9 protein-coding genes and 2 tRNA genes are annotated in these 12,533 nt (G+C 67.0%); 3 read left to right on the top strand and 8 right to left on the bottom strand.

Features of this window, described 5'->3' with window-relative positions; genetic code table 11:
• The 5 genes from JW958_05880 to JW958_05860 all read right to left on the bottom strand — a co-directional run bounded on the left by JW958_05880 (nt 1) and on the right by JW958_05860 (nt 6,057).
• Complete coding sequence (locus tag JW958_05880) at nt 1-558, bottom strand: BMC domain-containing protein (protein ID MBN1825776.1); 558 nt, start codon at nt 556-558, stop codon at nt 1-3.
• A gap of 9 nt (nt 559-567) precedes the next feature.
• Nucleotides 568-1,992: an aldehyde dehydrogenase EutE gene (locus tag JW958_05875; protein ID MBN1825775.1), complete on the bottom strand. Its 1,425-nt coding sequence runs from the start codon at nt 1,990-1,992 to the stop codon at nt 568-570.
• A gap of 5 nt (nt 1,993-1,997) precedes the next feature.
• Nucleotides 1,998-2,291, bottom strand: a complete 294-nt coding sequence (locus JW958_05870) for a EutN/CcmL family microcompartment protein (GenBank protein ID MBN1825774.1) — start codon at nt 2,289-2,291, stop codon at nt 1,998-2,000.
• A 25-nt stretch (nt 2,292-2,316) separates the two neighbouring features.
• On the bottom strand, nt 2,317-2,610 hold the full coding sequence (eutM, locus tag JW958_05865) for an ethanolamine utilization microcompartment protein EutM (GenBank protein ID MBN1825773.1): 294 nt from the start codon (nt 2,608-2,610) through the stop codon (nt 2,317-2,319).
• Between the two features lie 180 nt (nt 2,611-2,790).
• Nucleotides 2,791-6,057, bottom strand: a complete 3,267-nt coding sequence (locus JW958_05860) for a hypothetical protein (GenBank protein ID MBN1825772.1) — start codon at nt 6,055-6,057, stop codon at nt 2,791-2,793.
• A gap of 672 nt (nt 6,058-6,729) precedes the next feature.
• Here JW958_05860 and JW958_05855 point away from each other — a divergent pair.
• On the top strand, nt 6,730-7,350 hold the full coding sequence (locus JW958_05855) for a hypothetical protein (protein MBN1825771.1): 621 nt from the start codon (nt 6,730-6,732) through the stop codon (nt 7,348-7,350).
• Nucleotides 7,351-7,371: 21 nt separating this feature from the next.
• Here JW958_05855 and JW958_05850 read toward each other — a convergent pair.
• Nucleotides 7,372-7,444: transfer RNA gene (locus JW958_05850), tRNA-Ala, on the bottom strand.
• 143 nt (nt 7,445-7,587) lie between these two features.
• Here JW958_05850 and JW958_05845 point away from each other — a divergent pair.
• Nucleotides 7,588-7,672 (top strand) — tRNA-Leu (locus JW958_05845).
• A gap of 76 nt (nt 7,673-7,748) precedes the next feature.
• Nucleotides 7,749-9,500 carry a VCBS repeat-containing protein gene (locus tag JW958_05840; protein ID MBN1825770.1) on the top strand — a complete coding sequence of 584 codons (1,752 nt, stop codon included), beginning with the start codon at nt 7,749-7,751 and terminating at the stop codon, nt 9,498-9,500.
• 82 nt (nt 9,501-9,582) lie between these two features.
• Here the strand turns inward: JW958_05840 and JW958_05835 are convergent, their stop codons facing one another.
• Complete coding sequence (locus JW958_05835) at nt 9,583-11,931, bottom strand: transketolase (GenBank protein MBN1825769.1); 2,349 nt, start codon at nt 11,929-11,931, stop codon at nt 9,583-9,585.
• 243 nt (nt 11,932-12,174) lie between these two features.
• Nucleotides 12,175-12,462: an isoamylase early set domain-containing protein gene (locus JW958_05830; protein MBN1825768.1), complete on the bottom strand. Its 288-nt coding sequence runs from the start codon at nt 12,460-12,462 to the stop codon at nt 12,175-12,177.
• Nucleotides 12,463-12,533: the final 71 nt, after the last annotated feature.

The raw sequence follows: 12,533 nt of genomic DNA, 5'->3' as shown, positions 1-12,533 counted from the left end.
CTAGAGCCACTCCGCGGTGAGCCGTTCGAAGATCTCCTCGGTCGGCGCGGGGATCACCACCTCCGCCACCAGCCGTTCCCGCTCCCGGGCCCGCGCCGCTCCCGCGGCGACCGCCGCCTCCACGTCCGCCTGGCCGCCGGTGAGGAGCAGATATCCCTTGCCGCCGATCCTTCGGGCGAGATGCACCCGGAGAAGCGCGACTTCCGCCGCTTTCGCCGCCGCGTCCGCCGCGCACACCGCGGAGGCGGCGGAGCCGGTCTCGATCACGCCGAGCGCCTCGATGGACGCCGCCGGCCGTTTCCCCTCGAGCAGCGGGAAAAGGGACGGGTGGGCGGCGGGCAGGTAGACCTCGTCCACCAAATCCTCGCCGGCGGTCTCCCGGCCGCGCCGATAGGCGGCGTCCACCTCCCCCACCGGGCCGCGAAAGAGAATCAGGAACTTGCCCGGGTCCAGGGGGCGCATCTCCAGGAGCCGCACCCGCGCGGCTTTCATCAACGCGTCGGCGGCGCGGTATCCCCCGGCGATGGAGTCCAGTTCGAGCAGGGCGAGCGCTTCCATGGTTTCCGCCTAAACGATTCGGAACCGGTCGACGAGCACGCAACGGCGCGGCCGGGTGAAGGTGCGGGCGTCGGTCAGCCCCTCGCCGGTGGGGCTGGCGATGGTGAAGCTGGTGTGCCCCTCGCCGCCGAAACCGAGTCCGGAGTAGTTGGGGCCGTTCTTCACGAAAATGGATGTATTCACCGCTCGGGCCATCCGGCTGAGGGCGTCCAGGTTCCGGGAGTGCATGCTGGCGGTGTGACCGAAGCCCTGCTCCACCCGGACCGCCAGGTCGATCGCCGCGTCCACGTCCGGCACGCGGCAGAGAGGGATGACCGGCATGAGAAGCTCGGTCCAGACGAACGGGTGATCCGGCTCCGTCTCGACCAGAACGATTCGGGGATCCCCCGCGGCGGGGACGCCGAGGGCGTCGAGAATGCGGCTCGCGTCCCGTCCGACCCATTCCTTGCGCGGGGCGCCGTGTCGTCCCGGGCCGGCGTTCTCCGCGAGGACCAGCTTTTCCAGCGCCTCCAGGCGGTTCGGTTCCAGAAGGTGCGCGCCGGCGCGGACCATCGCGTCGCGAAGGCGATCCGCGACGGCGGCGACGCAGATCACCTCTTTCTCGTCGACGCAGATGATGTTGTTGTCCAACGAGGAACCGAGGACCAGATCCTTCCCCGCCCTCTCCACGTCGGCGGTTTCGTCCACCACGGCGGGCGGATTTCCCGGCCCGGCCGCCACCACCCTCTTCCCGCTCCGCATCGCCGCCGCCACCACTCCCGGCCCGCCGGTCACCACCAGAAGGCGGATCCCCGGGTGCGTCATCAGCGCCTGCGCGGTTTCGATGGTCGGCTCCCGCACGGCGGTGAAGAGGAAGGGAGGCCCGCCCGCGTCGTGGATGGCGCGGTTCAGGAGGACGATGGTCCGCGCGGTGGTCTCCTTGGCGCCCGGGTGTCCGTTGAAGACGACGGCGTTCCCGCCGGCCATCATGGAGATGCCGTTGTGGATGATCGTTTCGCTCGGGTTGGTGGAGGGGGTGATCGATCCGATCACGCCGTAGGGGGCGCGGTCGGTCAGCGTGAGCCCGTGGTCGCCGGTCACCGCGTCGGGATCGAGGATCTCCGGTCCGGGCGTTTTCTCGGCGGCGAGGACGTTCTTGCGGACCTTGTCCTCCACACGCCCCATGCCGGTCTCCGCCACGGCGAGGCGGGAGAGTTCGTCCGCCCCCTCCACCGCCGCGCGGCGGACGGCGGCGACCGTCCTGCGGCGCGCCTCCAGCGGGAGCGCGGAGAATGCGCGAAACGCCTCCGCCGCGGCGCGCGCCGCTTCGTCCAGGGTGTCGAAGAGGCCGTCCCCCGCCGTGGACGGGGCCGGGCGCGTCCCGGACGCCCCCGCGGTCAGCCTCTCCAGCACGCGGTCGACGATCGCGTCGATGTAGGAATCGCCCTTCTCCACCGGTCCTACGCGTCCTTCCGGTAGGTGACCCGCCCCTCCGCCTCGACCAGATCGACGATGGCGAGGATCACCGCGTCGACCGGCCGGTTTTCCGTGGCGGGGGTGAGGCGGGAGGAACTTCCTTGGGCGCAGAGAACCACCTCGCCGACGCCGGCGCCCACGGAATCGACGGCGACGAAGGCGCCGCCGGACGGATTACCCTGATGATCGACCACGCGGACCAGGAGGAGCTTGAGGCCCTCCAGCTTGGCGTCTTTCCGCGTGGCGACCACCGTGCCGTCCACCCTGCCCAGTACCATCTACGCTCCCTCCCCGGAACCTCGTTCAGTCGTTGTCGCCGGAGCGCTTCCCGATGGGGAGCACCTCTTCCAGGTTCGAATGGGGGCGGGGAATGACATGCACCGAGACCAGTTCGCCCACCTTGCTCGCCGCGGCGGAACCCGCTTCGGTCGCGGCGCGCACGGCGGCCACGTCTCCGCGGATGATCGCCGTGGCGTAACCGCCGCCGATCCGTTCGTAGTGCACCAGGGTGACCTTGGCCGCCTTCACCATCGCGTCCGCGGCTTCCACCACGCCGATGAACCCGCGACACTCGATCATGCCCAACGCTTCGCCCATGCTCTCCTCCTTGCGACGATCCGGCCGACGGGCGGCTCGGATCGGGGTGTGTTTCCTCGAGAATCTCGTGGAACGTAGCAGAGGGGGCCGTGCGCTGTCAACGGAAACGCGCTGATCTCATGCGGTTCCGGCGCGGAATGGAGGGGAGAATCGAAGAGGGGCGCGTCCCCGCGCGTCTCTTTAACGGATGAGGACGATCTTGCGGGTTTGGTTCCAGCCGTTCCCCCGGAGCACGGAGAAGTAGACGCCGCTCGGCGCTTCCTTCCCGCCGCCGTCCAAGCCGTTCCAGGCGATTTCGTGCCAGCCCGGCGGGCGGGCGTCGTCCATCAGCACGCGGACCAGCCGTCCCCGCACGTCGAAGAGTGCGAGGCTGACGCGCTCGGCGCGGGTGAGTGCGAAGGAGAGGGTGGTCGTCGGGTTGAACGGATTGGGCGCGTTCGGAAGAAGTTCGTTTCGGGACGGGAGGAGCCCGTCTCCCGCCGCGGGAAGCCCGGTCACGCTGTGCACGAGGAAGGTGAAGGGCGCGCCCGCGGCGCTCGCCTCGACGGAGGCGGTCCGGCTCGTGTCGTTGGTCCCGTAGAGGAAGGTGGTGTCCCAAAGCGACGGGTCACCCCAGACCCGCAGGTAGTACTCCACCACGTCGTCGACGTCGAAGGTGGAATCGACGAGAACGGTGAGGTAATCGACGCCGCCGATCAGCGTGTCCGAAAGGACCGGGAAGAGAGAGTAGTTCGGATCGCCGGCGACACGGAGAACGGCCGCGCCGCCGGTGACGTTCCCGGAAGGCTCGGCGCGGATCGTCAGAGTGATCGACGGATCCGCGTCGCTCGGGATGAAGGGATACCGCATCGGCACATAGGGGTCCGTCTGCTCCGGCACGTGGAGCGCGGCGAGCTTGCTCCTCCCCGCCGTGAAGGCGTAGTCGTCCCCGGCGTTCTTGTCCCGCAGACCCGCTTGGTAGGGGGCTCCGGCGGAGACGTAAAAGGAGACCGTGTCCCCGCGGTGGAAGGCGGTTCCATAGGGGATCTCGCCCCGCCAGTAGCCGTATCCCCCCTCGTTCCTGTCCAGGGCGAGGGGCGCGGAGTCGGTCGTGGTTCCCTCCCAGCGGACCCAGCCGGCGAAGCCGCCGATGTCGAGAGTGTCCGCCGGTTCGATACGGACCTCGACGCGCGCGTCCTCGTTGGGGAGAAGCGAATCGCCGTCGGCGAAGTTGGTGTAGCCGGAGAGCGTGGAGTCGAGGAAGGCGATCCCCGCGAGGGGGAGCCGGGTGGCGAATCGCGATCCCACGCCCCAAAGGCCCCATGTGCCGGAGAGGACGTCCAGGCCGCGCGCGCGCCACCAGAGGATGGTCCCCTCGGGGAGGCCGGCGCAGGTCCAGAAGGTGTCCGCAGGCGATCCGGCGGTCGCTTCGCTGTCCACCAGCACGTCGGTGAACAGGCTGTCCCGGGCGATCTGCACGGCGTAGGCGATCAATGTGTCGAGCGGATCATCGAGGGGGATCGCGCTCCAGAGAAAGTCCGTTTCGATTTCGACATAAAGCGATCCGGCCGGGGGCGCGAGGAGGGCCGCCGGCGGGAGCGGGTAGAGAGGCGTGGCGGTGGCCTCCGCGCGCGCCGAGGGGTTGGACGCCTCGTCGAGAGAGAAGAAGGCGTAATAGTAGGTGGTGTCCGGGAAGAGGCCGGCGTGGATCGTCGTGTCCGGTTCGCCGGGGGCGCCGGCGCGCCGTTCCAGGAGGAAACCGTCGAGCGTGTCCGCCGGGTAGGCGGCGGTGCCGAAGCGGATCATCACCGCTTCGTAGTCGCCGTCCTCGGGCGCGACCCAGGCCAGCGTGACCGATGAGTCGAGGGCCGCGGCGACGGGCGATGCCACCGGTGACGGCGGCGTGCCGTCGTAGACGAGGAGCGTCTCCGCGGCGAAGACCGTGTCCGCGTTCCCCTCGGAGTTGATCGCCCGGGCCTCGAAGACGTGGGCGGTCTCGGTCACCGCCGGAGCGGTGAAGGTGAAGGCTTCCCAGGTGGAATCGAATACGCCGTCCGCCGGCTGCGCGACGAGCCATTCCCCCCCGTCTATGCGGACCTGCACGGCGGAAATCGTGTTCAGCGTGATGTCGTTCCCTTCGCCGAGCGCGTTCCGGTTGGTGCGGGGATTCACCTCGGCGGCGCCGCCGACGGTCGGAGTCACATCGTCGGTCGAGTCGGGGAAGGCGTCGAAGAGGGTGCTCGGATGGGTGTCCAGAATATCGGCGATCCCGTCTTCGTCGTCGTCGGCCATCCCGACCTGCGCGAGGGTGTAGACGCAGGCGGCGCTCGAGTCGTAGGCCGCCTGCAGGTCGTCCCGCATGATGCACGATTCGTCGAGAATGCAGGAACCGTATTCGCTGTTCTGGTTCTCCGCGTAAAGGTATCCCGCCTTCAGGGCGCACCCCTTGTGGGCCGAGTAGTATTCGTCGAGGGCGTAGAAATTGTGCGCCAGCTCGTGCGCCTCGACGGCGCGCATCCCCCCGATCCCGTAGGAACCGCAGTCGTAGGTCATGCAGTGGTAGGGCCCGCCGTAGTAGGAGAACCCGATCAGGCTGTTGGCGAACCTCCCGTCCGGATCGTTCTCGGAGTCGGCGACGAAAACCGCCACCGCCCAGTCGGCGCCGTGGGTGTCCCGCACGTCGTTCAGGTAGGAACGGCCGCGAAACCATGTGTCGCCGGAGGCGTAGCCCAGGGAATCGAAAACGGTGCGGACCCAGAGGGTCTCCTGTTTCGCCACGAACGCGTTGCGTGAGATCGGCTCATAGGGACAGGGGATCGGATCGGGGATTTCATACACGAAGGAAAGCCGCCCGCCCGGCGCCTTCCCGATCCACCAGGCCGCTCCCTCCTGCACCTCGGCGATCACGGAGTCGATCCGCGCGGCGGACCAGTTTTCGGTGGAGGGATCGATCGAACCGTCGCTCTCCGGAAGGAGGATGGCGATCGCGACCGTGCCGAGGAAGAACTCGCTCGTGTCGAAGAAATTGCCGCCCGGAGGCGCCTTCATCATGCCCCCGTCGCCGGCGGGGGCCGGACCGGCGCGGCTCTCTCCCGGCTCTCCGGCGCGATGCGCCCCCCGCGCCGGCGGCGAGAGCCTCCTGTTCCAAGCATGCGCCGCGAAACGCGCGGTCCGCTCGAACCCGGCCGACTCCGACTCGGGGATCGCGTCGAAACGGACGGTCCAATCGTCGCGTAGCCCGGCGATCCTCTCCCAGAAGGAATCCGGTCCCTCAATCACCGCACCCCCCGGTGGGAAGGCGAAGAGGAGACGGCCGCCCGCTCCCTCGATGGCGTCCCGCGAATCGGTCCAGCCCGCCCCGCCCGGCGCGATCAGAAGGAGCCCTTCGACCGCCGCCGCGGGGAGGGCCGCGCAGAGAAGCGCGCCGGCCAGGATCGAAAGCGCCGGAATAGTTCGAAGGAAGCGCATCGTCAACCCTCCGCCGCGGCAAAGGGGATCGCCGAGGGCGGCGCGGGCGCCGAAAGGAAATGGGGGATGCGGAAAGAAGGGGGTTCCCCGCCCCTACCGTGTGCACAGGTAACCGTGAAACTCGAATCCAAGTCGAATGAGATCAGCCCACGACCCGGCAAACCACGGGTAGCGCAGGGAACGAATCCCCATCTACCGCTTCGTATTTGCCGGTGAGAAATTGCAAGGGGGGTGCCAGGGATAGGGGGTGTGCAAAGAAAGCACAGAGGGACCTCGGGTGATTTCTGAGGTCCGCGGTACAAACCGTTTGCTAGAATGAAATCACGGTTCATGGGCAACACCCGCTCCTCGCCCTCTCTCCCTTTCAGGAAGAAGAACCCTCTCACGGTCGATCGAGCGATGTAAGGCGTTTTGCCTCACACCTCTCCGGGAGTGCGGGGGGGATGTCCCGGTACTCGGTTGCGGCACAATCGATTCCGGCTCGAGGGTCTTTTCCCGCATGATGGGGAAAAGGCGCGCACCAACCTTAAGCCGTTGTCGATATTTATTTTAATGCAATAGAGGCGTTGTGTCAAGAAGGGCGGAATCCAGAATGCGAGGGGGCGATGCGGATTGCGTCGATCTTGACTCACATCGGCGCCGTTGGTACGGTGTTGCCCGGAGGGATTCGTGATGCATAAGAGAAAAGTCACCTGCCTCGCCCTCGCCCCGATCGCCTTCGCGCTTTTCCTCCCGCTCCTCTCATGCTCCCCCCCCGCCTTCTTTATGGAACCCGTCCACCCTACCGTGGACGAACAGATTCACATGAGTTATCGGAACCTCTCCCTCGAGGAACTGGAGGCGTATTTCGTCCGTCCCTACACGGGACGAACGCTGATGGAGACCTCCGGAACCACGTCCGTTCTTCTCTATGATTACGCGTACCTGGTCAAGCGGGTCGGCGACAAGTCGGGCGCCGATCAGGCCCTCCGGTCGATGCGGGAACGGTTCATCGACCGGGGGATCAGCTTCCGCGTCGTCATCTGGGGGGATCGTGCCGACATGGTCGATTTGGAACGGTGGAATTTCCGCCTCCGCGGCGGGGACGAAGGGGTTTTCGATCCGGCCGCCATCGAGGAGGTGCGGGGCGCCGAGCTGCAGGAAGCGTCGATTCGCGGCACTTCGATCTGGGGGAGCATAGCGGACGTTACTTTCCCGTTCCGGCTCGATCGATCCATCTCCTCGGTCGTATTCGAAGCGTATCACGATGGCGAAATGGTGCAGCACCACACATGGAAGTTCGACTGGGAATAGAGCGGTCGGGGAAAAGAAAAATGGAGCTGACGGGGCTCGAACCCGTGGCCTCTTGACTGCCAGTCAAGTGCTCTCCCAGCTGAGCTACAGCCCCCATTCCTCTTCGCAATAGGCGCCGATCAGAGTGAGAAGATACCCTTTCGGCTCGTTTCCGTCAACACGAAAAGGCGTTCTCCCTCCTCTCGGGAAGCCGTTGACGGCGCGCGAAACGACCTGTAGAATTATAAGGTAGATCGCGCCGGAGTGGTGAAATTGGTAGACGCAGGGGACTCAAAATCCCCCGAGGCTTAGCCTCGTGTCGGTTCGATTCCGACCTCCGGCATCTGAACGCCGAGCGTTCCCCTCCCACCACGCTCCCCGGAACGCCGAAGCCGAACACACGCAAGCGAGGTGCGATCATGTCCGGTGCCGGGATCCGAACCCTATCCCTTCCCGCTTTTTTCCGAACGCTCCTTCTCCTTCTTCCCCTGCCGCTCCTTCTCGCGGCACCCCTCCCGGCGCGTGGGGTGGTGCCCCTGATCAAACCGCCGGACTGGCGGTCCATCGACGGGGACTACAGCACCGGCGGGGCTCTCGCCGATGTGGATGGCGACGGCTATCTCGATCTGGTGACCGGAAACGGCAATGACATGGCTCGGAATCCGAACCGCGTGTACTACAACCTGGGCGGCATGCTCGAGAGAACCGCCTCTTGGAGCAGCGCCGACGTGGGCTACCACTGTCACATCGATTTGGGCGACATGGACGGCGACGGCGACCTGGATCTCGCCGTCGCGCTGCTCGGCGATCCGGGGACGCCCCAGTACGACAAGGTGTACGAGAACCAGGGGGGAACCTTCTCCTCGCTGCCGGTTTGGACTTCCGGCGACCTGGACAACAGCTTCGATCTCGCGTGGGGGGACGCGGACGGCGACGGCGACCTCGACCTGGCGGTCGCCTGCGGCGAGACTTACACGTCGGTGCCGCAGAAGAGCAAGCTGTACAGGAACGACGGCGGCGTGCTGACGACCGGCGCGGTTTGGACCACCGGTCCGGTGGACTACTCCCTCGACGTGGCGTGGGGGGACCTGGACGGCGACGGCGACCTCGACTTGGCGGTGGCGAACGAGTTCGGCCCCAACCGGGTGTACCGGAACAACGGCGCGGGGCTCGATTCGGTTCCCTTCTGGGAGTCGGCGGACACGGAGAACACCCTCCAGCTCGATTGGGGGGACGTGAACGGCGACGGTCTGCTCGACCTGGCGGTGGCGAACAACGGCCAGCTCGGCGGCGCGTCGGACGTGCGCGTTTACTTCAACACCGGCGGCACGCTGGAGGCGAACGCCTCCTGGATCTGTTCGGACCCGAAGCAGTACTACTCCGCCGTCTCCCTCGCCGACGCGGACGGCGACGGCGACCTCGACCTCGCCTCGGGAGGCTGGTGGGAGCATGCGGTCGTGTACGAGAACCTCGGCGGCGCCCTGGAGCCGACCGCCTCCTTCTCCTACATCTTCCCCAACCCGGCCAAAGGACTCGTGGTGGAGAGCTGCGTCTGGGGGGACCTGGACAACTTCGGTTCCGTCGCCGTGACCGGTGAGTCGAAGAGCGGCGACGGTGCGGCGAAGGTGTTTTATACGGAAAACTTCCCCCTCCGCCGTATCGACGCGATCCGGGTGAACGGGAACCCCGTCCCCTACGGCGCCTACGCCTACGACCTGGACAAGGGATGGATCTCGCTCGCCTCCGCCCCGCCCGCCGGTTCGGGGAACGTGGAGATCGACTACGTCTATTCCGAGAACCTCGACCTGGTGGTCACCAACTGGGATCCGGACGACCCGAACATCGCCTTCCTCCACGAGACGGCGACGGCGATCGCCGCCGGCGCGCCGCCCGCCGCCTTCGTTCTCCTTCCCAACCGGCCGAACCCCTTCAACCCGGCCACCGTTCTTCCCTTCCGCGTGGAGAATCCCTCCCGCGTGGCGTTGACGGTCCTCGACCCCTCCGGACGGATCGTCCGAACCCTCTTCCGGGGCGAGGTCGGCGCGGGGGATCACGAGAAGGTCTGGGACGGCACGACGGACGCCGGCCGCTCCGTCGCTTCCGGCGTCTATCTCTACCGGCTCGATGCGAACGGAGAGAGCGTGGTCCGCAAAATGACGCTGATCCGCTGATCCGCGAAATCGAGGGGCAAGCAAAGAGGGGAGGCCCCGCCGGGACCTCCCCTCTTCCGTTCACGCCTTCCCTCCGGCCGGCTCACTCTTTTCGCGCCCTCGCCAGCGCGCCGGCGATCCGGCCGAGACGCTTTTCCCGGTCCCGGACGAAACGCTCGATCCCGCGTAGGATCCACTCCGGCGAGATGCGCGCCTCCTCGCACACCTCCTCCAACGTGCCTCCGGTCCGCCAACGGTCGTCCCAGTCCGAGGATATGGCGTAAGCCTCCGCGTCCCGGTGCGCCAACCAGGGTCCGGCGAGGAGGCGGGAGCGGTTGGTGATCACCGTCGAGTCGATCCAGTCCGCGTCGGAAACGAGGCCGTTTCTGTAAGGCTCCGGCTGCCGGTCGAACAGCTCCCGGGAGATCGCCGCCACGATCTTTACATTCAAACCTTCTCGGTCCAGCTCCGGCAACACGCGAATCAGATTGGCCGTGGTGGACGTCCCCTGCACGAAAAGAACGCCGCCCCGGGGCTTGTCCTCCCGGTAGGGCCGGATCAGGTAGGCGCCGCGGGCCGCCTCGAAGTGATGCGCCATCCCGAGCGCCTCCCGGTCCGGGATTTCCACGGGCGGGCGGGTGAGATGAAGGACCACGATCGGCCAGTCGCCGCGAAAGGCCTCGGCGAGCACCACTGGCACCTCGTTGTACTCCCAGGGATGGAGGTTCACCACCCGGCCCCGCGGAAAGAGATCGGTTACGCCGGGGGCGAAGATGCCGAAATGGGTGCGCGAATCGTCCGCCGTTTCCGGGCCGGAGTGGCCCGCCACCCAGAGGACGCGGCCGACCCGCAGGTCGCAGTCCTGCGCGAGCTGGCTGAAGAGACGCATCGGCCCATACTTGAGGTACGAAAAGGAACCGTAGGTGGAGCAGGCCCCCCAGAACCCGTTGAACCGCTTCTCCGGCTCCCGGGAGAAGTTCACCGACGCCAGTCCCGCCATGATCCCCGCGTTGGTGAACTCGGTGATCTCCTGCGGGAGGAGGGCTCCCTCCGGGTTCGTCTCCCGTTCGTACCAGCCCCATCCCTCCGACCCTTCCCACCCGTTTCCGAAGCCGGAGATGTTGGTCGAATCGGCCAGGTCGGCGCTGCAGGCGATGAAGAGGGGCCTCCCGTATCGTTCCCGGCTCGCCGAGTTGATCCAGGCGCCCCACGAGGCGAGGGCGGCCCGGTTCGGTTTCTTCTCGCCCGGCTTCGCCCAGATCGTTTCCGGGTAGGCGCGGCAATCGAAGAATGTTTCGTCCTCGGCCGGGTTCCGTTCCTCCGGGATGCGGAAGCCTTCGAGCCGGTCCGGCACCGACTCGCCGATCTCCACGAGGCGGTCGGTCAGGTAGTGGAGAAGATCCCGGTCCTTCCGGATGACGTCGAGCACGATTTGGTAGTTGGCCGCCGCCTGTTCCCGCACCGCCTCCGGATCCGACGGGAGGGGCCGGCCGAAACCCTCGAAGCGAACGCCGTACTTCTCGGCGAATTCCCGCTTCGTCTCCCAGAAGAGTTCCGAGTTCGCCGCGTGCGGCGAGCCGTGGGATTTGTTGTCGTATTTCAGGTAGCCGCGTCCCTTTCGGGTGCGGATCCAAACGGCGCCGGGCCGCCCTCCCGGATCCGGATCGTGGACGATCTCGAGAAGGGCCCGCGTGACGGGACCCCAGGCGCTTCCTTCCTCCGCCCCGCGCACCCTCCACCCGTAGGCGCCGAACCAATCCTCCGGTCCGCCGGCGATCACCGAGGAGACCCGGTGGTCGTCGATCCCGAAGTCGTTCCAGTCGAGCACGTAGATCAGATTGTCCAGGCCGAGCCCCCAGGCGGAGTTCTTGGTTTCGTGGATCGCACCGGCGGAGTGCCCCCCTTCCCCCTCGAAGGCGAAGACGCGAACGCCCGCCGCCCCGGCGCGCCTCAGCGCCAGCGCCTCGCCCGCCGCCGCCGGCGAGCCGTGGCCGGATGGGCCGGTGTTGAACTTGAGGAAGAGGGTCCGCCCTTCCATCTCGGCGTGTCCCGATAGGCCTCCGTTCCGGCGGAAGCCGAGCAGGTGCTCCGCGTAGAGGGCGCGTTCCTCTTCCTTGCGGATGAGGAAGCGGGGGTCGCCGGTTTCGCGGTGCCGGGCGCGCAGCGACTCGTTCAGCACCGCCAGGGTGGCGTAGACCAGGGGAACGGTGTGTCCGGCCACCAGAACGAAGCGATCGCCGAAGGGGGCGTCGGGGCGGCGGATGTCCCAGCGCATCACACCGCCGAGCAGTGTCGCCACAAGGGCGTGCGTTTTGGAACGCGAGCCCCCCGGGTGGCCGCTCTGGCGATAATTGAGCATCAAATCAATGAACTGATCGACGCAATCCTTGATCGTTTCCCATCGGGGAAAATGCGGTTCCGACTCCTCGTACAAGCGGTCGATTCGGCTCATGTTCCGCTCCCTCTTTCGCCCACCCGCGGCGTCCGCCCGGGCTCAGTTGCTCTCGGGATTCGAGGGAATGCTACCGGAGGATCGGTTCGGGGACAAGAAGCGAGGCGGGAAGTCTGAAAAACCGGTGTCGGCGGCGCGGGCGGGCAATCGTCCCGCGGGTCCTCGAAAGGACGGACCGCGGCGCTCCCCCTCACCCGCGCGCGGAAAGGAACGGCCGCCCTTTCCCGGAAGAAAACGGTAGGGTCAACGCGAACGGGGGATGCTGATCAGGGAGTCGACGCTCCCCCAGGCGTTCTCGCGGTAGGCGTCCGCCTGCGGGTCGTTGTACCAGTCTCCCCGGCAGAGGTACTTGAAGGCGTAGCGTCCGGGCGGAAGCGGTATGCGGATTCGCCAGTGGCCGTCCGGGGTACGCTCCATCGGGTGTCTTCTCTCGCTCCACCCGTTGAAGTCCCCCACCAGGAAAACCGGTCCCTGCCTTTCCGGACAGGAGAAGCGAAAGAGGATTCTCCCGTCCTCTTCTGGACGGACCATCGATCTTCCTCCTCGTCTGTTTTCGATCGGTCTTCTTTACTCAGTATAGTGAGGGTTCTGCGGGTCGCCAC

Source organism: Candidatus Eisenbacteria bacterium (assembly GCA_016930695.1).
In the GTDB taxonomy this organism is placed as follows: Bacteria; Orphanbacterota; Orphanbacteria; order Orphanbacterales; family Orphanbacteraceae; genus JAFGGD01.
Note: the sequence above shows the minus strand (reverse complement) of the source record. Positions and strands in the feature narration are given on the sequence as shown.

Bases quoted from the DNA above. Each gene is read 5' to 3' on its own strand.
- JW958_05860 (MBN1825772.1), bottom strand. From the start codon at position 6,057: ATGCGCTTCCTTCGAACTATTCCGGCGCTTTCGATCCTGGCCGGCGCG.
- JW958_05835 (MBN1825769.1), bottom strand. From the start codon at position 11,931: ATGAGCCGAATCGACCGCTTGTACGAGGAGTCGGAACCGCATTTTCCC.
- eutM (MBN1825773.1), bottom strand. From the start codon at position 2,610: ATGGGCGAAGCGTTGGGCATGATCGAGTGTCGCGGGTTCATCGGCGTG.
- JW958_05870 (MBN1825774.1), bottom strand. From the start codon at position 2,291: ATGGTACTGGGCAGGGTGGACGGCACGGTGGTCGCCACGCGGAAAGAC.
- JW958_05880 (MBN1825776.1), bottom strand. From the start codon at position 558: ATGGAAGCGCTCGCCCTGCTCGAACTGGACTCCATCGCCGGGGGATAC.
- JW958_05840 (MBN1825770.1), top strand. From the start codon at position 7,749: ATGTCCGGTGCCGGGATCCGAACCCTATCCCTTCCCGCTTTTTTCCGA.
- JW958_05830 (MBN1825768.1), bottom strand. From the start codon at position 12,462: ATGGTCCGTCCAGAAGAGGACGGGAGAATCCTCTTTCGCTTCTCCTGT.
- JW958_05855 (MBN1825771.1), top strand. From the start codon at position 6,730: ATGCATAAGAGAAAAGTCACCTGCCTCGCCCTCGCCCCGATCGCCTTC.